The sequence below is a fragment of the Kribbella sp. NPDC050281 genome, from assembly GCF_040655855.1.
In the GTDB taxonomy this organism is placed as follows: Bacteria; Actinomycetota; Actinomycetes; order Propionibacteriales; family Kribbellaceae; genus Kribbella.
In genome coordinates, this window is sequence record NZ_JBFAKS010000025.1 from 1 (window position 1) to 23,347 (window position 23,347).

The window sequence follows — 23,347 nt, forward strand, 5'->3', positions numbered from 1 at the left end:
TCCTCTCCGGTTGTAACACCGGTGGCCCGGAACAGTGCCGGGCCACCGTCGCGGATCAGTTGCGCGGCTTCTCGCGAAGCTCGAAGGCCTCGACGACGTCACCGATCTTGATGTCGTTGTAGCCGTTGATGGTCAGACCGCACTCGAAGCCCTCGCGGACCTCGGACGCGTCGTCCTTGAACCTCTTCAGCGACGACAGTTCGGTGTTGTCGACCACCACCGCGCCGTCCCGGATCAACCGGACCTTGGCGTTGCGGCGGATCAGGCCACTGGTCACCCAGCAACCCGCGATGTTGCCCACCTTCGAGGAGCGGAAGATCTCGCGGATCTCCGCCTGGCCGAGGACGGCCTCCTCGTAGATCGGCTTCAGCATGCCCTTCAGGGCCGCCTCGATGTCGTCGATCGCCGCGTAGATGACCGAGTAGTACCGGACATCCACACCCTCGCGCTCGGCCACGTCACCGGCCTTGCCGGCCGGCCGCACGTTGAAGCCGATGATGACGGCGTTCGACGCGATGGCCAGGTTGACGTCGTTCTCGTTGATCGCACCGACGCCGCGGTCGATGACGCGGAGGTTGACCTCGTCGCCGACCTCGATCCGGACCAGGGCGTCTTCCAGTGCCTCGACCGAACCGGACACGTCGCCCTTGAGGATCAGCAGCAGTTCCTGCGTCTCGCCCTTCTCCATCGAGGCCATGAAGTCCTCGAGGGTCCGGCGCGCACGACGCTTGGCGTTGGCGGCCGCACGAGCACGGGCTTCCCGCTTCTCGGCGATCTGCCGTGCCCTGCGGTCGTCGTCGACGACCAGGAACTTGTCACCGGCACCTGGTACGGCGGTCAGACCGAGCACCAGCACCGGACGCGACGGCGTCGCCTCCTCGACCGGGTCGCCGTGCTCGTCGAGCATGGCCCGGACCCGGCCGTACGCCGGTCCCGCCACCATCGAGTCGCCGACCCGCAGCGTGCCGCGCTGAACCAGCACGGTCGCCACCGGACCACGGCCCTTGTCGAGGTTGGCCTCGATCGCGATGCCCTCGGCGTGCATGTTCGGGTTGGCCCGCAGGTCGAGTGCCGCGTCCGCGGTCAGTACGACGCCCTCGAGCAGCCCGTCGATGTTGATCCGGGACTTCGCCGACACGTCGACGAACATCGTGTCGCCGCCGTACTCCTCGGGAACCAGGCCGTACTCGGTCAGCTGACCACGCACCTTGGCCGGATCCGCGCTCGGGACGTCGATCTTGTTCACCGCGACCACGATCGGGACGTTCGCCGCCCGGGCGTGGTTCAGTGCCTCGATCGTCTGCGGCATCACGCCGTCGTCGGCCGCGACCACCAGGATGACGATGTCGGTGGCCTGCGCACCACGGGCACGCATGGCGGTGAACGCCTCGTGACCCGGGGTGTCGACGAAGGTGATGGCCCGCTGCTCGCCGTCGACCTCGGTCGTCACCTGGTACGCACCGATGTGCTGGGTGATGCCACCGGCTTCCTTGGCGACGACGTTGGCCATCCGGATCGCGTCCAGCAGCTTGGTCTTACCGTGGTCGACGTGACCCATCACGGTCACCACCGGCGGCCGCTTGACCAGATCGCTCTCGTCGCCCTCGTCGGAACCGAAGTCGATGTCGAACGACTGCAGCAGCTCGCGGTCCTCGTCCTCCGGGGACACGATCTGAACGTCGTAGTTCAGCTCGGTGGCGAGCAGTTGCAGCGTCTCCTCGTTGACCGACTGGGTCGCGGTCACCATCTCACCGAGGTGGAACAGCACCTGCACCAGCGACGCCGGGTCGACGCCGACCTTCTCGGCGAAGTCCGTCAGCGACGCGCCACGGGCGAGGCGAACGATCTCGCCGTCACCGTGCTTGACGCGAACGCCGCCGACCGCCGGGGCCTGCATGTTGTCGAACTCCTGGCGCTTCGCCCGCTTCGACTTCCGGCCACGACGCGCCGGACCACCCGGACGCCCGAAGGCACCCTGCGTTCCGCCACGACCGCGGTTGCCCGGACCCGGACGGCCACCGCCGCCACCGGGCGGGCCGCTGGGGCCGCCGCCACCCGGACGGAAGCCACCGCCGCCGCCACCGCCACCGCCGGTACGAGCGCCGGGTCCACCACCCGGACCGCCGCCACCGGGGCGACCACGGCCACCGCCGCCACCGCCACCGCCGCTGCCGCCACCGGGACCGGACGGGCGACCGGTGAAGGTGCCCGCCGAGGACTTCGGCATCATCGCCGGGTTGGGGCGCGGAGCACCCGGAACGCCACTCGGACGCGGCCGGTCGTTGCCGCCACCACTGCGGGCCTGCGGCGGACGCGGCGCCATCCCGGCCGGGCTCGCACCCTGGCCGGAGCCGCCCTGTCCACCCGGACCCGGGCGAGCGCCACCGCGCTGCATGCCCTGGGTGGAGCTGAACGGGTTGTTACCCGGACGCGGTGCGCCCGGACGGGGACCGCCACCTTGACCGCCCTGACGCGGAGCGCCGGGACGCGGAGCACCCGGACGAGGGCCACCCTGACCACCCGGACGCGGACCGCCGGGACGCGGCGACGCCGGACGAGCCGGGCTGTCGGCGGCCGGACGCTGCTGCGCCGGACCAGGGGTCGGCCGGCTCGGGGCCGGAGTACGGCTTGGAGCGGGAGCAGCTGGTGCTTCGGAGCTGGCCGCCTTGGCCGCCGGAGCCTCGAACGAGGGCGCGGGTGTGGTCTCAGCCGGGGCCTCGACCTTGGCCGCCGGAGCGGACTCGACCGGAGCGGCCGGGGCCTCCTGCCGGGGAGCCGGCTTCGGGCCTGGACGCGGACCCGGCTTGACGCCCGGTGCGGGCGCCGCCTTGACCGGTGCCGGAGCGGCCTCGGCCTTCTCGCTCACGGTGGACTCGGCCACCGGAGCAGGGGTCGACTTCGGGGCCGGCGCAGGGCGCTCGGCCGGGGCCGCGGGTGCAGCCTTCTTGGCCGGCTCGGCAGGCGCGACCGGAGCGGTCGCCTGCGGCGCGGCAGATGTACTGGCGGCGGCCTTCTTGGCCGCGCGCTTCTTCGGCGGGTTCTTCTCGAACTCCTCCGCCAACCGCCGGACGACAGGTGCCTCGATCGTCGAGGATGCCGACCGGACGAACTCGCCCATGTCGTTCAGTCTGGTCAGAACGACCTTGCTGGTAACTCCGAGCTCCTTCGCGAGCTCGTAGACCCGGACCTTTGCCACTACTCTCCCTCTGGTCCGAGCCTGGGCGCGGACCGTTAGTTGACGTACGTGCTCATCGCATTGCACTCATCGGTAGACACTCATCGAGTGGTCATGAGTCGATGACCCGCCTTCATGTCGTCACAGCGGTCTGGACCGCTGCGGGCGGCCGGATGGCCGCCGTTTGCGTTGCACTTGCCTCTTGCTTATCACGCTGCGCGACGTACTCCTGCAGCCCGGTCACGTCGAGCGGCCCCGGGACCCGGAAGGCCCGTGGGAACGCCTTGCGCCGGACGGCGAGGTCGAGGCACTCGGCCACCGGGTGCAGATGCGCCCCACGGCCGGGTGCCCGACGATCGGGATCCGGGAGGACCACGTGGTTCTCTGGCCCTCCGGAAACCGTCATCCGCAGCAGGTCAGCCGGACCGGACCGCTTCCGGCACCCGATACAGGTGCGCTCCCGGGGCTTGCCAGGGCGCGCGTCTGTAGTCACTGTCACGTAAACCTCAGGGTGTGGTTGCGACTCAGTCGACCGACCGAGAGATCAGTCTACCTTCTCGGTCTCACGAGTCACACCAGAGGTCCGGCGCGCAGCAGACCTCAGCTACTCGCCAGACTTCTCGGTATCCGGCCTGATGTCGATCCGCCAGCCCGTCAGCCGCGCGGCCAGGCGGGCGTTCTGCCCCTCCTTGCCGATCGCGAGCGAGAGCTGGTAGTCGGGTACGACGACCCGTGCCGCGCGTGCCGCGGCGTCGACCACCTCGACAGACGTAACCTGCGCCGGGGACAGCGCATTCCCGACGAAGGTGGCCGGGTCGTCGCTGTGGTCGATGATGTCGATCTTCTCGCCGTGCAACTCGTGCATGATGTTGCGCACCCGCTGCCCCATCGGCCCGATGCAGGCGCCCTTGCCGTTCACCGACGGGTTCAGGGTCCGTACGGCGATCTTGGTCCGGTGACCGGCCTCGCGGGCGATCGCGGTGATCTCGACGGTGCCGTCGGCGATCTCCGGGACCTCGAGCGCGAACAGCTTCTTGACCAGGTTCGGGTGGGTCCGGCTGACCGTGATCTGCGGTCCCTTGAAGCCCTTGCGGACCCCGACGACGTACACCCGCAGCCTCGAGCCGTGTTCGTACTTCTCCCCCGGCACCTGCTCCGGGGCCGGCAGCACCGCCTCGATCTTGCCGAGGTCGACCATCACCGAGCGCGGGTCGCGGCCCTGCTGGATGACGCCGGAGACGATGTCGCCCTCCTTGCCGGAGAACTCGCCGTAGCGGACCTCGTCCTCGGCGTCGCGCAGCCGCTGCAGGATGATCTGCTTGGCCGTGGTGGCCGCGATCCGGCCGAAGTCGGCCGGGGTGTCGTCGTACTCGCGGACCAGGGCGCCGTCCTCGCCGAGCTCGCGGGCGTACACGGTGACGTGCCCGGTCTTGCGGTCCAGCTCGGCGCGGGCGTGTTGCTGAGCACCCTCGGTGCGGTGGTAGGCCACCAGCAGCGCCTGCTCGATCGCCTCGACGACCACGTCCAGGGAGATGTCCTTCTCCCGCTCCAGCGACCGCAGCACGGCCATGTCGATGTCCATGTCAGTTCTCCTCCACCGTGCCGTCGGCAGGTGTTTCTGTTTCGTCGTTGCCGGCAGCCCGGTTGAACTCGATCTGGACCTTGGCCTTGGCCACGTCGGCGTACGCGACGGTCTGGGCCTTGCCGTCCACGTCCAGCTCGGCCGCCTCGTCGGAGGCGGACTTGATCCGGCCGGTCACCTTGCCGCCGGCGGTCAGTGTGACCGCGACGAGGCGCTTGACGTTGCGGCGCCAGTGCCGGGGCAGAGTGAGTGGCCGGTCGACGCCGGGGCTGGAGACCTCCAGCGTGTAGGCGCCGTCGCCCATGATGTCGTCGGAGTCGAGCGCCTTGGAGATGGCTCTGGTGACCTCGGCGACGTCGTCGAGGCTGATCCCGCCGTCGCGGTCGACCAGCACGCGCAGCAACCGGCGGCGGCCGGCCGGCGCGAGGTCGGCGGCCTCCAGGTCGCAGCCGAACTGCTCGACGATCGGCCGCAGGAAGTTCTCGAGGCTCGTGGTGTCCGTGTGGTCAGTCCTTCGGCTCACAGGTTGACCTGCCTCTCTCTCCAGTTGTGCACCCGTTCCGCCACCCGGCGATCCGACCGAGGGCAGTAGCCCACCATATCCGGCCCGCGGCAGTGTCCACGTCACCGGCTCGTCCCAGGCCGGTCACCGGCGCGTCACCAGGTATCGTTCCGGCGTGCCGACCGAACCCCGCCTGTCCCGCCGCACCGTCATCGCGACCGCCGCCGTGCTGCCCGGTGCTGTCGCGCTGGGCGGCTGCAAGGACGACGAGTCCGGCTCCGGTACGCCGGGCGCCATCGACCCGAAGACCGGTCAGGCGGTCGAGGAGACGCCGACCGTCGATCCGGCCGTGGTCACCGCCCTCAGTGCGGCGGCGGCCCAGGTGACTCTATTGTCGCTCGGCTACGCCAGCACCAGCCGGAAGTTCCCGGCCCTGCGCACCCAGCTGGCCGCCGGTGCGAAGTACCACGCGAGCCACCTGGCCAAGTTGAAGGAGACTGCCGGCGTGCAGGCCGCGACTCCGAAGGCCCCGGCAGCCGCCAGTACGTCGTCTGCCGCACTCGCCGCACTGGCCAAGCAGGAGAAGGCCGCGGCGGCCGCCCACGCCACCGCGGCGGCCAAGCTGTCCGGGGCCCCGGCCCGGCTACTGGCCATGATCGCTGCGTCCGAGTTGCAGCTCGGGACGAAGCTGACCCCAGCGAAGAAGAAGGCGGACGCATCGTGACCGAGGTGGAGGCCCTGCAGGCGGCGCTCGCAGGCGAGCACGCCGCGCTGTACGGCATCGGCGTTGCCGGCGGCAAACTCAGCGGCGCCCGGTTCCGGTCCGCGACCGACGCCTACGAGCAGCACCGCTTGAACCGCGACCGCCTCAGCCAGCTGGTGGTCGCCGCGGGCGAGACCCCGGCCGCGGCTGAGCCGGCGTACGACCTGCCGCAGGCCGTGACCAACGCGGCGACGGCGGCCGCGCTGATCCTGCTGATCGAGCGGCGGCTGGCAGCGGTGTACGGCGATCTGGTCGAGTCGGCGGAGAAGCCGGCGGTGCGGTCTTTCGCCGTCAACGGGCTGCTCGCGAACGCCGGCGACCAGCTCACCTGGGGCGGTGCGCCGGTCGCCTTCCCCGGCGCCGTCTGATTCCCGGCGAAATTTCTCTGCGTATTCCCCTTTACTCGCAGCGCGACCTTCCTTATATTTTCGGCCACGGAGACTGGGGGGTCGCCGAGCTTTTCACGTAGCCGACGTTGGTGGCGTCGCGCGTGCTCGTTCCACGGCTGATCGCAGCGTGTTGTTCCGTACCAACATTTCCGCTGTCATTCAACTTCTTCAGCCGCGCCTGGCGCCGGCTACGGAGGGTGGCGAAGCATGCGCACTTTCGATCTGACCACCGGTGACGACCTGTACGTGAAGGACCTTCGAGTGGTCCGCTGGGAGCAGTACGGACTCGAACGGGACCTGCCGTTCCAAGCAATGTGGTACTCCGTTCCCCCGGGCTCGGAGAGCCCGGTCGACCAGCACCCCGAACTCGAACTGTCCGTCGTGGTTGCGGGGACGGCGTACGTCGTCGTCGGCGGTCGCGAACACGTGGTTCCCCAAGGCAACGCCTTCCTGCTCAGCAGCACCGAGGCTCACGTCGTACAGAACCGGTCGTCCGACACCGAGCTGACCGTCTTCAGCGCCTATTGGATGCCGATCACCGCCGAGGCCGGCCATGGCTGATCCGGTCACGGTCTTCACTTCCCCGCAGCCGACCGTCAACGGCCCGTTGCACGTCGGTCACCTGGCCGGTCCCTACCTCGCCGCCGACATCGCGGCCCGGGCCGCGCGCGCCCGCGGCGAGCGCGTCGTGGTCACCACCGGCCTCGACGTACACCAGAACTACGTGCTGACCCGGGCCGAGCGCGAAGGTGTCGAGGTCGGTGTGATGACCGCGGAGTTCCGCGACGATATCAAGGACACCTACGACCTGGCCCGGATCGGGTACGACGTCTTCACCGATCCCCTCGGGCACGCGCACGGACCGATCATCCGCCAACTGGCGAACCACCTCGTCGCGTCCGGGGCAACGCCGTTGCGCGAGGTCACCCTGCATGCCTGCGCGGACTGCGGCCGGACCTTGCACGATTCCTACCTGAGCGGCCTGTGCGGCGAGTGCAAGGCACCCGCGGCGGGCGGCGCCTGTGAGCAGTGCGGCAGCCTCACCCAGGTCGACACCATGGTCGATCCGGTCTGCGGCCGCTGTGGTGGCGAGCCGCGTCCGTTCGCCGCGACGGTGCCCGTACTGCGCATGGAGGACCACCGCGAAGCCCTGATCGCGATGTGGTTGCGCGCCGAGCTGCCGCCCGCGGTCCGCGACCTGATCGACCGGACTCTGCACGCCGGACTCCCGCAGATCGCACTCGCCTGTCCCACCAACTGGGGTCTCGAGGGCGACGGCCCACTCACCGGCCTGCGGATCGGCCCGTACACCGAGATTGCGCTCTCCGATCTGTATGCCGTTGCCCGCGGCATCGACCCCGAGGCCGCGGAGATACCGGCGTACCTGACCGCGCTCGACCAGGTCGGATCACTGTGGCACTTCCTGGGCCTGGACAACGCGTTCTGGTACGCGCTGTACTGGCCGGCCGTCTGGGCCGCTGCCGGCGTCGCCCGGCTGCCCCTTTCCGGCCTGGTGGTGAACGAGTTCTACACGTTTGCCGGGGAGAAATTCTCGACCAGCCGCAAACACGGGACCGGTGCCACGGAATTGCTCCGGACCGAAGACCCGTCAATCGTTCGCTTGTTTCTCGCCTGGGACCGGCCCGACCGCTTCCGCAGTGATTTCAGTTTCACTTCGTTCCGCGCCTTCGCCGACCGCGCCGGGCCATTGCTGGCCGGCGTCCGGCGCGTTTCCGAGCCACTCGATCCAGACCTTGCCGCGATCGAACTCACCCGCGGCGAGAGCGCGTTGCGGCCGGAGGGATTCGACCCACCGCTGGCGGTTCGCAGTCTGCTCACGCTGCTGGCCGGCGGCGTTCAGGAGACCGGGTCACTGCGCGCGGCGCTGACCGGGTCTGACCAGGAGTAGGGCGATGCGAGTCTGCGTCATCGGAGCCGGCATCGCCGGTGCCCTGCTGGCCTGGCGTCTGAGCGACAGGGTCGAGGTCGACCTCGTGACCGGTTCGGCTGGGACGGATGCGACCGCGGCGTCGGGCGGCGGTGTGCGTGGGTTCGAGACCCATCCGGTCCAGCGTCGGTTGGCCATCGAGAGCCTGAGCGAGTTGTTCGAGGGTCTGCAGGAGAAGGCCGGGTACACCGAAACCGGCTGCACGTACCTGTTGCCGTCGTACGCCGGGCTCGAGGCTGCGGTCGCCGAGGTCGAACACGCCCATCCGGGCTCGACCGAGATCGTCGATGGCACCGACCTTCGCCGCCGGGGTTGGCACGGCCTGCCCGACGGCACTGTCGGCGTACTCGAGAAGCGGGCGGGTTTCATCCGGCCGGACCAACTCCGGACGGCCGTGATCCAACGACTCGCCGACAGCCGGAGCAGCAGAGTCCTGGCCGGCCCGGTTCTCCGGCTCGTCCCGCACCCGGACGGATCGGTGAGCTGCCGCCTCCCCGCGTCCAGCCATCGGTACGACGTTGTCGTCGTCGCGGCCGGACCGTGGACACCGGGGCTGCTGACCGGCAGTGCCCTCCCGGCCCAGCCGTATCGCACGAAGGCGATCCAGGTCGCCACCTATCGGGTGACCGGCGCCCTGCCGACGATGTTCGTCGACGAGACCAGCGACCTGTACGGGCGGCCCACCGCCGATGGCCGGTTGCTGCTCGGCGTCGACACCCACCACTGGTCCGTCAACCCCGGCAGCAGCCGGCCGATCCCGGACCTGGCCGACCAGGCCGTCCGGATCGCCGCCGAACGGCTGCCACACCTCAAGCTGTCGGCGCCCGACCTGATGGTCAGCAACGCCGACTGTTACGCCGATCCGCCGGTACTGACCCTCTGGTCGGTCCTCGGCAGCTCACATCGGCTCTACACCTTCACCGGTGGATCCGGCGGCAGCGTGAAAACCGCGCTGGCCGCAAGCCGGACGGCCGCGAGCGACCTGATCGGCACATCGCGCACCACCACTTCGCGGACGGAGAACAAGCGCATGACCATCACGGAACCAGGCCCGCAGCGAGGAACGCCCCGCTACCACACCATCGGTATCGGGGCCGGTCCCTCCAACCTCTCGCTGGCGGCGCTCTACCAGAACGCCACCACCGAACCACTCGCGCTGTTCGACGCCCGGCCGGGCACCGGCTGGCACACGCCCCTGCTCTACCCCGGGGTCCGGATGCAGACCGGCTGGATGAAGGACCTGGTGTCGCTGGTCGACCCGCGGCACGAGCTGACGTTCCTGAACTACCTGGTCACCTCCGGGCGGCTCTATGCGCTGATCAACTCCCAGTTCGACTCGCTCCCCCGGATCGAGTACGAGCGCTACCTCGCCTGGGCGACCGAGCGCCTCGGCGTCGTGCACTTCACCTCCCGGGTGGACTCGATCTCCATCACCGACGACGGCTTCGAGGTCAGCGTCGACGGTGTCCCCGCCGCCGTCTCCGAACACCTGGTCCTCGGCCTGGGCACGCGCCCGGTCCGGCCGGCGTACATCACCGAACTGCCCGCCGAGCGGGCGTTCATCGCCGACGACCTCGGCGTACGGATGGCCGCGCTGGACACGGCAGCGCCGACCGCGGTCGTCGGTGGCGGTCAGACCGGGCTGGAGTGTGTCCTGCGGCTGCTCGGCTCCGGCTTCACCGACATCCGCTGGCTCGGCCGGAACCAGTGGTTCCGCAGCATCGACGACTCGCCGATGGCCAACGAGCTCTACCGGCCGTCCCACATCGAGTACCTGCAGGGTCTGAACCGCGGCAAGCGCCGCGAGATGATCGACGACTCCCGCTACAGCGGCGACGCCATCACCCCGGGCGGCCTGCGGGCGCTGTACCAGGCCAACTACGACGGCATGCTGACGCTCGGCCGCTTCCCGGTCACCTTGCTGCCCGGCCGCGACGTCAGGACGTCCGAGTTGCTGGCCGACGGCAACATCCGCCTCTGCTGTACGACGACCTCCACGCCGGAGGAGCACGTCGTACGGCAGATGGTGGTCGCGGCCGGACGGGAGCACGTCGAGGCACCCTTCGACGACGACCTGCGGGAGCGGATCGAGGTCGACGACGACGGTCAACTGCTGGTCGAGCCGGACTACTCGGTGCGCTGGAAGGGCATGAACGGGCACCGGATCTACACCTTCAACGCGAGCCGGTACAGCCATGGGCTGACGAACGCCGGCCTGACGCAGCTGCCGGTCCGGGCCGCGATCGTGCTGAACTCCATGTTCGAGCGGGAGATCTACCCGATCTCCGACGAGTTGTGCGCGGTGCGGTGGTGACCGCGGCAGTCCCGGAACCGCTGGTTCCCGATGTCGACGGGGTGTGGTTCCGGCTCGAGGTCGACGATCCGGCCGGCGGCGCGCCGTACGGGCAGTATCACCGCGACGACGACCTGGTCTGGGCGGAGTTCTACACCGGCGGGATGCTGCGCAGCGGCCGGCTGGTCGGGTTGCTGCGGCCGGACGGCTCGTTCGATGCGGCGTACTGCCTGGTCACCGCGACCGGCGACCTGGTCAGCGGTGAGTGCCACAGCACTCCCGAGTTCGATGCTCAAGGCAACATCCGGATCAGGGACCACTTCCGTCGCGCCGACGGCACCACCGGGATCAGTGCCATCCGGCAGATCCCCGCTCCGGTCAGGGAGGCCTGAGATGAACGACCGACCTCACCTGCTGGTGGTGGCCACCGGCATGCGGCTGTTCCGCGAGTACATCCTGCGGTCGATCGCACCGCAGTACCGGATCCACATGTTCCTGCACGCCGAGCCCACCTGGGAGACGGAGTACATCGAGAACTGGACCGTGCTGGAGAGCACGCTCGACGCCGACGCGCTCGTCGCCGCGGCGAACGAACTCAACGACAAGGAAGCGATCGACGGCGTGCTGTGCTGGGACGAGGCACGGATCCTGCAGACCGCCCACATCGCCGAAGCGCTCGGACTGCCCGGCGGTGACGTCGCGATGGTGAACCGCTGCCGCGACAAACATCTCACGCGTACGGCGCTCGCCGAGCACGGGGTCCCGCAGCCGAAGTCGATCCTGGTGGACACCGTCGACGAGGCACTCGCCGTCGCCGGCGACCTCGGGTATCCGGTGATCCTCAAGCCGCGCGCGCTGGCCGCCAGCCTCGGCGTGGTCAAGGTCGACTCACCCGAGGAGCTGACGGCGAACTGGGACTTCGCCCACGACACGACCGTGCCGGAGGCGCCGCACTACGACCTCAAGGTGCTGGTCGAGGAGTTCGCCGACGGCTACGAGATCAGCATCGACGCCGCGGTGTACCAGGGTCAGGTGACGCCGTTCTGCCTGGCTCGTAAGGAGATCGGCTACCCGCCGTACGCCGAGGAGATCGGGCACTTCGTGGACGCCGCGGATCCGTTGCTCGCCGACGACCAGTTGCTGCAGGTACTCGTCGACGCGCACAAGGCGGTCGCCTTCACCGACGGCGTGACGCACACCGAACTCATGATCACCGCCGACGGACCGAAGCTGATCGAGATCAACGCGCGGATCGGCGGCGACCTGATCCCGTACCTCGGTCTGCAGGCGACCGGTGTGGATCCGGGGCTGGCCGCGGCCGCGGTCGCCTGCGGACGTCAACCCGCGCTGCTGCCGGACCGCACGATAGTCGGCGGGGTCCGCTTCTTCTACGTGGACGAGGACGACACGGTGCTCGACTCCGTCGGCTTCGACGCGGACGGTCTGCCGGCCACGATCGACCAACTGGTGCCGCTGATGGAGGCCGGCGCCACGACCAGTCCCCCGCCGGCTGGCACGCTCTGGGGCCGGATCGCCTACGCCACGACCGTCGCCACGACGGTCGACGACTGCCGCGCCGGACTCGACGCGGCGGAGAAGGCGCTGCGCTGGTCAGGTCATCCGAAGGAGCCGACACCATGACGGCGACCGACGAGAGCACCGGCATCTGGGAGACCATCCGGGACGCTCCGGTGCCGGTGAAAGCGCTGCTGGTCGGGGTCTTCGTGAACAAGCTCGGCTGGTTCCTGCAGGTCTTCCTGGTGCTGTTCCTGACCACCTCGAAGGGCTTCACGCCGGTCCAGGCCGGCACCGCGCTCGGCGTGTACGGCGGTGGCTCGGTGATCGGTCTGATCATCGGCGGATCGCTGTCGGACCGGGTCGGGCCGCGGGCCGCGGTGATGATCAGCATGTTCGGAATGGCGGGGTTCGTCCTCGCGATCGCCTACGTGCCGAGCTACACGGCCGTGGTGGTCGTGGTGGCGCTGGCCGGTGCGGTCGGCCAGTTCTACCGCCCGGCGTCTGCTGCCCTGCTGACCGAACTGACGCCGAAGAACCGCCAGGTGATGATCTTCGCGGTCTACCGGCTGGCCATGAACCTCGGCACGACGGCAGCACCGCTGATCGGCGCCGCCCTCGTCGCCGTGTCCTGGAACCTGCTCTTCATCGGCGAGGCGGTCGCCGCGCTGGCGTACGCCGCCGTGGCGATCGTCGCGCTGCCGAAGCGATCCGCAGCCGCCGTCGAGCAAACACCGGAGGACCAACCGTCGGGCGGTGGATACGTCGCCGTACTGCGGGACCACAAGTACGTGCTGTTCCTACTGTGCATGTTCATCAACGCGGCGATCTACATGCAGTACCTGGCCGTGCTGCCGCTGCACATGAAGGCGGACGGGCTGTCGACCTGGTGGTACAGCGCGATCGTCGCGTTGAACGGCTTCGTCGTGATCACCTGCGAGTTGCTGGTGACGAAGGTGGTGCAGAACCGTCCGGCCCGCGTGGTCGCGATGACCGGGTTCGTACTGCTGGGCGGCGGGCTGGCGTTCTACGCGCTACCCGGCGGGCTGGCGATCTTCGTGATCGGCACCCTGCTCTGGACGCTGGCCGAGATCATCGGCGGCCCGACCATGTTCGCGTATCCGGGCATGGCCGCGCCGAAGCCCCTGCTCGGCCGGTACGTCGGATCGGCGCACGCGATGTTCGGCCTCGGGTCCGCCCTTGGCCCGTTCCTCGGGGTGTGGGTGTGGAACACGTCCGGCACCCGGGTCTGGGTCTGGTGCGGGCTGGCCGGCGCGATCGGCGTCGTCCTCGCGTACTTCGGCATGACGGCGACGACCGCCGAGGAGACCACCGACATCACCCCGGCCGCGGAGCCGTTGCCGAGCGAGAGCTCGTAGGAGGACAGGATGAGCAACTACACGATCATCGTGGACCCGTTGTCCACGGGACAGGAATATCCGGCCGCGTTCCGCGAGGCGGGCCGGCTGCCGGTCGCCGTACTCAGTGGTTCCGAGCCACCGCCGGCGTACACGACGAGCTGGCATCCGGAGGACTTCGAGCACGTGCACTACTTCACCGGCGACGTACAGGCGCTGGCCGAGGAGCTGAGGCAGTACGAGCCGGAGTACCTGGTGCCTGGTGCGGAGAGCGGGGTCGAGCTGTGCGACCGGCTGACCGGGCTCCTGGCGCCCGGCACTGGCAACCTCCCGGAGCTGGCGCCGGCGCGGCGGGACAAGTGGGAGATGGCACAGGCGCTCGCGGCCGCGGGTGTGCCGCGGTTGCGCCAGTTCCTGACCGCGGATCCGGTCGAGGCGGAGCGGTGGCTGAAGGAGAACGACCTGCTCGGTAAGCGGCTGGTGATCAAGCCGCCGAAGAGCGCCGCCGGCGACGAGGTGTACGTCGTCTTCGAGGACGGCGACTGGCGGGAGCGGTTCGACCGGGTCCTTGGCCGGACCAACAAGCTGGGGCTGATCAACGACGCCGTCCTGATCCAGGAGTACGCCGAAGGAACGGAGTACCTGGTCGACACCTACAGCGTGGACGGGACGCACGCGCTGGTCGACGTCTGCCGCTATACGAAGGTCAGCCGGGGCGACAAGATCGGCATCTACCGGCGGATCGACTTCCTGGCCGAGGACGACGCGGAGGTGCAGGCCCTCTGGCCGTACACCCGTGACGTGCTCGACGCGGTCGGCATCCGGGTCGGCTGCGGTCACGTCGAGGTGATGATGACGCCGGACGGACCGCGGCTGATCGAGGTCGCGGCGCGGCCGGCCGGCGGCGGTCACCAGATGGTCAGTGACCTGGCCACCGGCGACAACCACATCAAGCGGACGGTGGCGCACCGGGTGCGCGGCGAGGTGCGGGACGGGTTCGACCTGGTCCAGCACCTGCGCGGCATCTTCGTCATCGCGCCGCGCGAGGGGTACTTCCGCAACCGCGAGGTCTTCGGCGACATCGAGTCGCTGAAGTCGTTCCACTGGATGAAGATCCTGTACGACGAGGACGCCGTCGTACCCGAGACCGTGGATCTGTTCACGTGCCTGGCCTGGGTCATCCTGATCCACAGCGACCCGGCCACCCTCGACGCCGACTACCACCGAGTCCTGGACATGGAGTCCGGCATCGTCATCACCACATCCTGAAAAGTGCGGGGATATCCCTTGAAAACAAGGGATATCCCCGCAGGTGCTCAGCGGCGGCGGCGCCAGGGGCCGGTGACGGCGTAGGTGATGCCGGGGTTGTAGATGTTGAAGAACATCGTCCGGCCGTCGGCGGAGAAGCCGACACCGGACAGTTCGCCGTACTCCGGGTCCTCCGGCGTGCCGAGGTTCACCCGGTTGCGGGCGAACTTGAACACCTGGCCGTCCTCGGTGGTCCCGAGGATGTGCTGCTCACCGAGCCCGTCCTCACACATCATCAGACCGCCGTACGGCGACATCGTGATGTTGTCGGGGGCATCGAACTCCGGGTCGTCCGAGCCGGGCTTCGGCCGGGTGAAGATCACCTCGAGGCGCAGCGTCTCCTTCCGGGGGTCGTACCGCCACACCTGTCCGTCGTGGTCCACCTTCGGCCCCAGCTCGGTCCGCGCGAACGACGAGACGAAGTACACGCAGCGGTCCCGGTCGCCCCACCAGCAGCCCTCGAGCTTGTAGCCGCCGGTGATCGGCTTCGCGTAGTCCTGCGCCCGGACCGACTCGGTCGTCGCCAGCGGGTCCGGCACCTTCACCCACTGCACGCCGTGGAACAGCGCGCCGGCCTCCTGGACGACGGACAGGTCCGGCAGATCCGGAATGTGCATGGCCTGCAGTTCCCCGCCGGCCCGCAGCGTTCCCCAGCCGCCGCGCGGACGGTTCGGCAGGAACCGGTAGAAGCCGCCGAGCGGCGCGACGAACGCGTCTTCGGTCTCGTACACGATCCCGGTGGACGGATCGATGGCCACCGCCTCGTGCTGGAACCGGCCCATCTCCTTCAGCGGGGCCGGGTTGACGTTGCGGCGGTCGTCGTACGGATCGACCTCGAAGATGAAGCCGTGGTCCTTGGTGTAACCGCTCTCGCCGGCCTTGAGTTCGGTCTCCTCGCAGGTCAGCCAGGTGCGCCACGGCGTGGGGCCGCCTGAGCAGTTGATCGCCGTACCGCCGAGGCTGACGAACTCCTTGCCGGCGGCGTTGTGCCGGTCCACCACCAGGGTGCTGGTGCCGCCGGCGCCGGCCGGGTCGTACGTCCGCTCGGCCGGGGCGACCACCTTGATCACGGACGTCGGGCTGCACTCGTGGTTGCGGACCAGCCGGTTCCCGCCATCACGATCCGGGAACACGCCCATGCCGTCGAACCGGCTCGGGATCTTCAGCCCGTCCGGCCGGACCGTGCCTTCGCGGGACAGGATCTTGTAGCCGAACCCGCGCGGCAGGTCGAGCATGCCGTCCGGGTCCTCGATCAGCGGGCCGTAGCCGATCTTCGGGCCGGAGGTGCCGAGCGCGGGTTGGGCGGTGTACAGCGCCTCGACCGAGCCGGCCAGGCTGACCGCCACGCCCGCCGCGGCGGCACGGCTGACGAACTGGCGTCGGGACAGGGGATGCGGATCAACGGACACGGTACGGCCTCCTCGTGGGCGGAAAAGATCTGCCGGTCATCGATGAACGTATGGTGAACGACAGTCAACGACAAGGCGAACCGCGCGTCGAGGTACCCGCGAAGCCCAACCCCCGCGGGTACCTCGATATTCAACGACCTACTGGTAACAGGGCTTGGTGAACTGGTACTTCTCGGCCGTCTTGCCGGTGAAGAAGTCCTTCTCCACCTTCACGCCGGTCGGCGCCGTCGGGTCCACCTTGGAGATGATGCTGCTCCGGAACACCCGCTCGTCCGGCGTACCGACGAACTTGCCGGCCTCCGCGGGCAGCATCCCTTCGTAGTCCACGGTCTCGAGCGACTTCACCGCGGCCAGCAACCCGGCGCGGGTGAGGTCCTTGGAGTCGACGGCCTTCTGCAGGGCCGCCTTCATCGGATACGACCAGACCCAGCCGGCCGTGTAACCGTCGTTCGGCGCGGCCTTGAACATCGTCTGGTCCAGCGCCCCGGCCAGCGCCTTGTGCCCCGCTGTGTCGGTGCCGTACGGCGCCCAGGGTCCGGACTGCCGATAGAGCGCGGTCAGCGCGGGAGCGGCCGGGCTCTTCAGCAGCGCCGCGTTCCAGGTCGGGCTGGTGCCGATGAACTGGCCCTTGAACCCGTTCTGGGCCGCTCCGCCAACGATCGTCGCCGCCTCGGTCGGACCGGTGGACACGATGACCAGATCGGGCTTGGCCGCGAGCAGCTTCTGGACCGCCGCCCCCTGGTTCTCCTGCCCCGGCGCGGTCGGGATGTCGGTGAACGCCATCCCGTTGGCCTCGGCCGCGAGCTTGGTCCCGGCCGCGGCGTCGTCACCGTAGTCACCCGGGAAGTGCACCGCGGCGACGCTCTTGGCCTTCAGCGTCTCCGCCCCGAAGTCGACCGAGTTCATCGACTCGAAGCAGTAGTTCGTGCCCGACTCGAGGATGACGTCCTCGAACGCCCAGGCCGAGGTCCAGGACGCCGGTACGCCGATCACGTTGCTGGACTTCAGGTCGCCGAGGATGGCGGCCGTGGTCGGTGAGCCGAGCGTCTGGGCCAGTCCCAGTACGTCGGGCTTGATCTCGGCGTACACCTCGTTGTGGGTCTGTGGGTTGTACTTGTTGTCCTTGACGAACTTGGTCACGTCGACCTCGAAGTCGCCGATCCCGCCGGCGGTGTTGACGCGCTTCCAGAACGCCTTCTGGGCCTCGGTGATCGGTACGCCGAGTGCCTTGAACGGGCCCTCGGTCAGGTCCGAGATCGACCCGAGGTAGATGCAGCCCTTGGCCGCGTCGACCGCACCCGGGCACGGCTCACTGGTGACCCCGACGTCGAACTTGACGCCCGAACCAGCCTCCTGCGTCTCCGGGGCGTCGTTCCGGCACCCCACCAGCACAGCCATCGCCGCTACCAGCGCGATGGCGATTCCCCTGCGAACGCTCATCGATACTCCTTCTCCGGCCGGTCGGTGGCCCCCAGGCTTGCGGGGTCAGTGCGAGAACGGCCATGACTTCCAGTAGGTGCGGAGCCGGTTCCAGATCCCGAAGAGCCCTCGAGGTTCGAAGATCAGGAAGCCGATGATCAACAGGCCGTACAGAATCGTCTCGACCTGGAAGACCGTGATGCCCCCGGAACCAGAACTGCCGCTGATGAACGGCAGTACGGCCGGAAGCTCGCGGGTGACCCGCGGTAGCAGCGTGATGAACAGGGCGCCGAGCACCGATCCGGAGATGGTGGCGACGCCACCGATCAGGATCATCGCGATGTACTGCACCGACAGCGCGAGGTTGAACGACCCGGGCTCGACGAACCCGATCATCACGTACAGCAGCGCGCCCGCGACGCCGGCGTAGAACGACGACACCGCGAACGCGATCATCTTGTACCGGGTCACGTCGACGCCGATCACCTCGGCGGCCAGATCCCGGTCCCGGACGGCGGCCAGCGCCCGGCCGACCCTGGACCGGACGAGATTGCGGGCCAGTACGCCGAAGATCACCAGCAGCACCAGCATCAGCAGATAGAGCTTCTGCGCCTTCGTGAACACCTCCCCGTCGACCGCGAACTGGATCCCGAACAACTCCGGTACGGCGGCCGGCCGGCCGACCCCGACTCCTCCGGTGAGGTGCTTCCAGTGCTTGAAGATGTGCTCCCCGATGAACACCAGTCCGAGCGTCACCACCGCCAGGTACAACCCGCGCAACCGGGCCGCCAACGGCGAGACGATCAGCCCGGCCAGACCGGCGACCAGACCCGCCCCGAGCAACCAGATCGGCACCGAGGTGATCCCGAAGCCGATCAGCCGGGTGCTGTCCGGATCACCCGAGATCGCCGCCGCGGTGTACGCCCCGATCCCCAGGAAGAACGCGTGCCCGAGCGACACCTGTCCGCCGTACCCGGTGACGATGTTCAGGCCGATCGCACCGATCGACGCGACACATGCGGTGGCCAGTACGAGGAGCAGGTCGTCGGTGAGCAGGAAAGGCAAGGACACGGCACCGATCGCCAGCACCAAGGTCCAGCCGCGCTTCGCCGAGGTGTTGAGCAACGCCATGTCCTGCCCGTAGGTCAGGTACAACATGGGTCGTCCGGAGCGGGTGCTCATATGCGCTCGACCTCCCTGGTGCCGAAGAGGCCGTACGGTCTGATCAAAAGGACGAGCAGCATCAGCAGGTACGGCACGACCAGGAAGAAGTCGCCGCCGAAGACCGGGTGCAGGTCTGCGCCGTAGCTGCCGACCAGGGCCTCGACCACGCCGATCGAGAGTCCGGCGACCACCGCTCCACCGAGCGAGTCGAGGCCGCCGAGAATGATCACCGGCAGAGCCTTGAGCGCGGTCAGCCAGAGATTCTGCTCGAGTCCGATGCCGGTCGACAGGAACACACCGGCCAATCCGGCGAGGGCCGCCGCGAGTGCCCAGGACAGCGAGAACACCCGGCCGACCGAGACGCCCTGCGCGAGCGCGACCTCCTGGTCCGACGACGCCGCGCGCATCGCCAGTCCGGTCCGCGACCAGCGGTAGAAGGCGAACAGCGCGGCGACCACGATCAGCGTCGTGACCAGCGTGGCCAGGTGCCGCTGATCGACCTTCACCCCCAGTACGTCGACCTGCCGCAGACCCCACGGGTCGCCCATCTGACGGATGTCCAGGCCGATGAACGCGTTCACCACCGTGCGGATCACGATGTCGACGCCGAGGGTGATGATCGCGATCACGAACACCGGTTTGCCGATCATCGGCCGCAGCGCCAGCCGCTCCACGCCGGCTCCGAGCAGTGCGGTCAGCACCAGCGCGACCACGACGGCGAGGAAGAAGTTCATCGACAGCACGAAGTAGCTGACCAGCAGGGCGCCGGCCATCATGAAGGCCGGCTGGGCGAAGCTGATCACCCGCATCGACTTGTAGACGATCACGAATCCCAGCGCCAGCAACGCATAGATCGACCCGTTGCCGAGCCCGCGGACCACCGTGGCGATGAACTCGTTCACCGGGCACCCTCCGCGTACATGGACTCGACCAGTCCGGCGAACGAGGTGGTCACGGCGCTGCGCTTCAGCTTCTGGGTCGCGGTCAGCTCGCCGTCCTCGTGATCCAGCAACTTCGGCAGCAGCCGGAACGACCGGACCTGTTCGACGGTGGCGAACCGGACGTTCACCTCGTCCACGACGGTCTGCACCAGCGCGATCACCTCAGGCTTCGCGGACAGATCGCCGTACGTCGAGTAGGGCAGCCGGTGCATCTGGGCCCAGTGGCCGACCGTGTCCGGTTCGATGCCGATCAGGGCGGCGAGGAACTTGCGGCGATCGCCGACCACGAGCGCCTCCTTGATGTACGGCGACGCCTTGAGCGCGTTCTCGATCTCCGACGGCGCGACGTTCTTGCCGCCCGCGGTGATGATGATGTCCTTCATCCGGTCGGTGATGCGCAGATGCGTGCCGTCGACCCACTCCCCCACGTCGCCGGTGTGCAGCCAGCCGTCCGGCTCGATCACCGCCGCGGTCGCGTCCGGGTCGTGCCAGTAGCCGGCGAACGTGCCCGGGTGCCGGGTCAGGATCTCGCCGGTGCTCTCGTCGATCCGCACCTCGACGCCGGCGTGCGGCTCGCCGACCGTGCCGACCTTGACCCGGCCCGGGCGGTTCGCCGTCGCCACCGCGGTGTTCTCGGTCATGCCGTACACCTCGTGCATCGGCAGGCCGAGGCCCATGAAGAACCGCAGTACCTCGGGTGCGATCGGCGCGGCACCGGAGGCGGCGTACCGGACCTTGCGCAGGCCGAGCCGGTCCTTCAGTGCCCGGTAGCAGAACAGCCATCCGACGGCGTAGACCGCCCGGGATGCAGCAGTATGCCGACCTTCGTTGGCCGCCAGTACGTCGCCGATCCAGTCGGCCCGGCGTAACCAGAAGCCACCGATCGCGCGTTTCACCGGGTCGGCGGACTCGACCCGTTTCTGCACCCCGGCCGCGATCTTCTCCCAGATCCGGGGTACGCCGAACAGGACGGTCGGCTGAACCTCGTGCAGGTTGGTGGCAACGGTCTCGATCGATTCGGCGAAGTGCACGCAGACTCCGGCCCCGGCGCCGAACCAGCCGCTGAAGATCCGCTCGGCGACGTGGCACAGCGGCAGGTAGGACAGCACGCTGTCGCGGGGCGACGGTGGTGGCGCGGTGAAACCGCCGCGCTCGATCAGTTCCTGGATGGCGAAGTCGACGTTCGCCGCGGTGAGCATCACGCCCTTCGGCGGGCCGGTGGTGCCGGAGGTGTAGATCAGCGTGACCACGTCGTCCGGGCGCGACTCCTCCATCCGCTGGGTCACGGCCTGCGGATGTGCCTGTCGATGCCCCTCGCCGAGCGCGAGGAAATCGGGCCAGGCGAGCAGCCGCGAGTCGTCGTACCGGTTCCGGATGCCGCGGGGCTCGACGTACACGATGTGCGTCAGTTCGGGCAGGTCGTCGATCGCCAGGGCCTTGTCGACCTGCTCCTGGTCCTCGGCGATCAGCACCCTCGCGCCGGAGTGGCGGAGCAGGTAGCCGACCTCGGCGACCGGGTTGGTCGGATACAGGCCGACCGTGGCGGCGCGGACGGCGACCGTGCCGACGTCGGTGTAGAGCCATTCGCGCCGGTTCTCCGAATGGATCGCGACCCGGTCGCCGGGTTCGATGCCGAGGGCAAGCAGGGCGTGCGCGACCAGCTCCGCGGTGTCCCAGTACCCCTGCCAGCTGACCTGCTGCCAGATGCCCAGATCCTTCTCCCGCAAGGCGATCAGGTCCGGCGACGCGGCGGCGCGATCCCGCACCCGGGTGGCGATCGTCGCCATCATGACCGGAGCCGCGACCGTCGTCATGACCGCTCCACCACCCGGTGTTCCTCGCCCAGGTAGGCCCGGACCACGTCGGGGTCGGTGGCCACCTCCTTCGGCGTACCGGTGCGGATCGGCCGGCCGAAGTCGATCACCATGATCCGGTCGGCCAGGTCCATCACCAGACCCATGTCGTGTTCGACCATCACCATCGGCAGCCCGAGTTCGTCACGGATGTCGAGGATGAACCGGGCCATGTCCTCGGTCTCCTCGAGGTTCATCCCGGCGACCGGCTCGTCCAGCAGCAACAGCTTCGGTTCCGAGGCCAGGGCCCGGCCGAGCTCGACCCGCTTCTGTACGCCGTACGGCAGCAGGCCGACCGGGAGTCGCCGCCACTGCGCCAGCTCGAGGAAGTCGACGATCTCCTCGACCGCGCGGCGGTTGGCCAGTTCGTTGCGGCGGGCCTTGCCGATCCAGCCCAACGCGGCGAGGACGCCGTACGGGTGATGGAGGTGCCGGCCGAGCATCAGGTTGTCCAGCACGGTCAGGTTCGAGAACAGTTCGATGTTCTGGAAGGTCCGGGCGATGCCGAGCCGCGCGATCGCGTGCGGCCGCCGCCCGATCAGGTCGTCGTCACCGAACCGGACCGTGCCGCGCTGCGGCTTGTAGACGCCGGACAGCACGTTGAAGATCGAGGTCTTGCCCGCGCCGTTGGGTCCGATCACCGCGAACAGTTCGCCTGGATCCACCTGGAAGGTCACACCGTTGAGAGCGGTCACCCCGTCGAACCCGAGCACGACGTCCTCGAACGTCAGCACCGAGGTGGATTCCGGCGTGCTCTCGCTCTGACGAGCCTCCGTCGCGGTCATGACAGCCACCGCTTCCGGCGGCGGTAGTGCTTCACGTCGCGGAAGGACTTCGTCGAGCCTTCGGCGCCGAGGCCCAGATAGAACTCCCGGACGTCGCCGTCCGCGAGTAGATCGGCCGCGGGCTTGTCCATCACCATCGCGCCGTTCTCCAGCACGTAGCCGTGCTCGGCGATCGACAGCGCCATCGCCGCGTTCTGCTCGACCAGGAGCACGGTGGTGCCCTCCTGGTTGATCTGCACGATCACGTCCCGGATCTGGTGCACGATCATCGGCGCCAGGCCGAGGCTCGGCTCGTCCAGCAGCAGGTACTTCGGATCGGACATCAGCGCCCGGCCGATCGCCAGCATCTGCTGCTCGCCACCGGACAGGTAGCCGGCCAGCGAACGCCGCCGATCGGCCAGCACCGGGAACATCTGGTAGGCGCGATCCAGGTTGCTCCGGATCGAGCGCGGGCGGACGTGTCCGCCGATCCGCAGGTTGTCCTCGACGGTCAGGTCGGCGAGGATCCGCCGTCCCTCCATCACCTGTTTGATGCCCAGGGCAGCGATCCTGCTGGCGCCGTACGAGTGGATCGGCTCGCCGTCGAGGGTGATCGACCCGCGCCGGACCTCTCCGTCGTGGACGTCGAGCAGGCCGGACAGCGCGCGCAGCAGCGTGGACTTGCCGGCGCCGTTGGCCCCCAGCAGGGCGACGATCCGTCCCTGCGGGACCTCGAGGCCGACGCCCCGCAGCACCAGCATCACGTCGTCGTAGACGACCTCGAGGTTCTTCGCCGCCAGCACCCGGCCTCCCGGATCCCCGATGGTTGCCACCGCTCTGGCGAGTGAGTGTGACATCACCGCTGTCATCCGTGAAGGCCTGGCAGCCCGGAAATCGGACACTGTCACCCAAACCGTGATCCCGGGACAGGGGCATAACCAGTTACGCCACTGGTATTACAGCG

Annotated in this window: 20 protein-coding genes; 9 read left to right on the forward strand and 11 right to left on the reverse strand. The window is 68.9% G+C overall.

The features are described from left to right. Positions 1-55 precede the first annotated feature (55 nt). The 4 genes from infB to rimP form a co-directional block, all read right to left on the reverse strand. On the reverse strand, positions 56-3,196 hold the full coding sequence (gene infB / locus AB0I34_RS25450) for a translation initiation factor IF-2 (RefSeq protein ID WP_360449312.1): 3,141 nt from the start codon (positions 3,194-3,196) through the stop codon (positions 56-58). Between the two features lie 112 nt (positions 3,197-3,308). Continuing rightward, positions 3,309-3,674, reverse strand: a complete 366-nt coding sequence (locus AB0I34_RS25455) for a YlxR family protein (protein ID WP_360449315.1) — start codon at positions 3,672-3,674, stop codon at positions 3,309-3,311. A 105-nt stretch (positions 3,675-3,779) separates the two neighbouring features. Next, positions 3,780-4,757 carry a transcription termination factor NusA gene (gene nusA / locus AB0I34_RS25460; RefSeq protein WP_360449318.1) on the reverse strand — a complete coding sequence of 326 codons (978 nt, stop codon included), beginning with the start codon at positions 4,755-4,757 and terminating at the stop codon, positions 3,780-3,782. A 1-nt stretch (position 4,758) separates the two neighbouring features. After that, positions 4,759-5,280, reverse strand: coding sequence for a ribosome maturation factor RimP (gene rimP / locus AB0I34_RS25465; protein WP_360449320.1), 522 nt, complete (start codon positions 5,278-5,280; stop codon positions 4,759-4,761). Between the two features lie 154 nt (positions 5,281-5,434). Between rimP and AB0I34_RS25470 the strand changes: the two genes are divergently transcribed. The 9 genes from AB0I34_RS25470 (at position 5,435) to AB0I34_RS25510 (ending at position 14,794) form a co-directional block, all read left to right on the forward strand. Beyond that, positions 5,435-5,983 carry a cell division protein FtsK gene (locus AB0I34_RS25470; protein WP_360449322.1) on the forward strand — a complete coding sequence of 183 codons (549 nt, stop codon included), beginning with the start codon at positions 5,435-5,437 and terminating at the stop codon, positions 5,981-5,983. Beyond that, positions 5,980-6,390: a ferritin-like domain-containing protein gene (locus AB0I34_RS25475; RefSeq protein WP_360449325.1), complete on the forward strand. Its 411-nt coding sequence runs from the start codon at positions 5,980-5,982 to the stop codon at positions 6,388-6,390. The genes AB0I34_RS25470 and AB0I34_RS25475 overlap by 4 nt, the downstream gene beginning before the upstream one ends. 228 nt (positions 6,391-6,618) lie before the next feature. After that, positions 6,619-6,972 (forward strand): cupin domain-containing protein, encoded by a 354-nt coding sequence (locus AB0I34_RS25480; protein WP_360449327.1) that lies wholly within the window; start codon positions 6,619-6,621, stop codon positions 6,970-6,972. Beyond that, complete coding sequence (locus AB0I34_RS25485) at positions 6,965-8,320, forward strand: class I tRNA ligase family protein (protein ID WP_360449330.1); 1,356 nt, start codon at positions 6,965-6,967, stop codon at positions 8,318-8,320. The genes AB0I34_RS25480 and AB0I34_RS25485 overlap by 8 nt, the downstream gene beginning before the upstream one ends. A gap of 4 nt (positions 8,321-8,324) precedes the next feature. Continuing rightward, positions 8,325-10,673 (forward strand): FAD-dependent oxidoreductase, encoded by a 2,349-nt coding sequence (locus AB0I34_RS25490; RefSeq protein WP_360449332.1) that lies wholly within the window; start codon positions 8,325-8,327, stop codon positions 10,671-10,673. Beyond that, positions 10,670-11,044 carry a hypothetical protein gene (locus AB0I34_RS25495; RefSeq protein ID WP_360449334.1) on the forward strand — a complete coding sequence of 125 codons (375 nt, stop codon included), beginning with the start codon at positions 10,670-10,672 and terminating at the stop codon, positions 11,042-11,044. The genes AB0I34_RS25490 and AB0I34_RS25495 overlap by 4 nt, the downstream gene beginning before the upstream one ends. 1 nt (position 11,045) lies before the next feature. Further along, positions 11,046-12,293, forward strand: a complete 1,248-nt coding sequence (locus tag AB0I34_RS25500; RefSeq protein WP_360449336.1) for an ATP-grasp domain-containing protein — start codon at positions 11,046-11,048, stop codon at positions 12,291-12,293. Further along, on the forward strand, positions 12,290-13,546 hold the full coding sequence (locus AB0I34_RS25505; protein ID WP_360449338.1) for an MFS transporter: 1,257 nt from the start codon (positions 12,290-12,292) through the stop codon (positions 13,544-13,546). The genes AB0I34_RS25500 and AB0I34_RS25505 overlap by 4 nt, the downstream gene beginning before the upstream one ends. A 9-nt stretch (positions 13,547-13,555) precedes the next feature. Then, positions 13,556-14,794 carry an ATP-grasp domain-containing protein gene (locus AB0I34_RS25510; RefSeq protein ID WP_360449341.1) on the forward strand — a complete coding sequence of 413 codons (1,239 nt, stop codon included), beginning with the start codon at positions 13,556-13,558 and terminating at the stop codon, positions 14,792-14,794. Positions 14,795-14,841: 47 nt separating this feature from the next. On the opposite strand, the gene AB0I34_RS25515 is transcribed toward AB0I34_RS25510, so the two are convergent. The 7 genes from AB0I34_RS25515 to AB0I34_RS25545 all read right to left on the reverse strand — a co-directional run bounded on the left by AB0I34_RS25515 (position 14,842) and on the right by AB0I34_RS25545 (position 23,240). Next, entirely contained in the window at positions 14,842-16,242 is a 1,401-nt protein-coding gene (locus AB0I34_RS25515) for an alkaline phosphatase PhoX (RefSeq protein ID WP_360449344.1), read from the reverse strand. 138 nt (positions 16,243-16,380) lie between these two features. After that, the gene (locus tag AB0I34_RS25520) at positions 16,381-17,682 is read right to left on the reverse strand and encodes an ABC transporter substrate-binding protein (protein WP_360449346.1); all 1,302 of its coding nucleotides are present in this window, start codon (positions 17,680-17,682) and stop codon (positions 16,381-16,383) included. A 45-nt stretch (positions 17,683-17,727) separates the two neighbouring features. Further along, entirely contained in the window at positions 17,728-18,819 is a 1,092-nt protein-coding gene (locus tag AB0I34_RS25525; RefSeq protein WP_360449349.1) for a branched-chain amino acid ABC transporter permease, read from the reverse strand. Positions 18,820-18,839: 20 nt separating this feature from the next. Then, the gene (locus tag AB0I34_RS25530; protein ID WP_360449351.1) at positions 18,840-19,727 is read right to left on the reverse strand and encodes a branched-chain amino acid ABC transporter permease; all 888 of its coding nucleotides are present in this window, start codon (positions 19,725-19,727) and stop codon (positions 18,840-18,842) included. After that, positions 19,724-21,580 carry an AMP-binding protein gene (locus tag AB0I34_RS25535; RefSeq protein ID WP_360449354.1) on the reverse strand — a complete coding sequence of 619 codons (1,857 nt, stop codon included), beginning with the start codon at positions 21,578-21,580 and terminating at the stop codon, positions 19,724-19,726. The genes AB0I34_RS25530 and AB0I34_RS25535 overlap by 4 nt, the downstream gene beginning before the upstream one ends. Further along, positions 21,577-22,404 carry an ABC transporter ATP-binding protein gene (locus AB0I34_RS25540; protein ID WP_360449357.1) on the reverse strand — a complete coding sequence of 276 codons (828 nt, stop codon included), beginning with the start codon at positions 22,402-22,404 and terminating at the stop codon, positions 21,577-21,579. The genes AB0I34_RS25535 and AB0I34_RS25540 overlap by 4 nt, the downstream gene beginning before the upstream one ends. Next, positions 22,401-23,240: an ABC transporter ATP-binding protein gene (locus AB0I34_RS25545; protein WP_360449360.1), complete on the reverse strand. Its 840-nt coding sequence runs from the start codon at positions 23,238-23,240 to the stop codon at positions 22,401-22,403. The genes AB0I34_RS25540 and AB0I34_RS25545 overlap by 4 nt, the downstream gene beginning before the upstream one ends. Positions 23,241-23,347 lie beyond the last annotated feature (107 nt).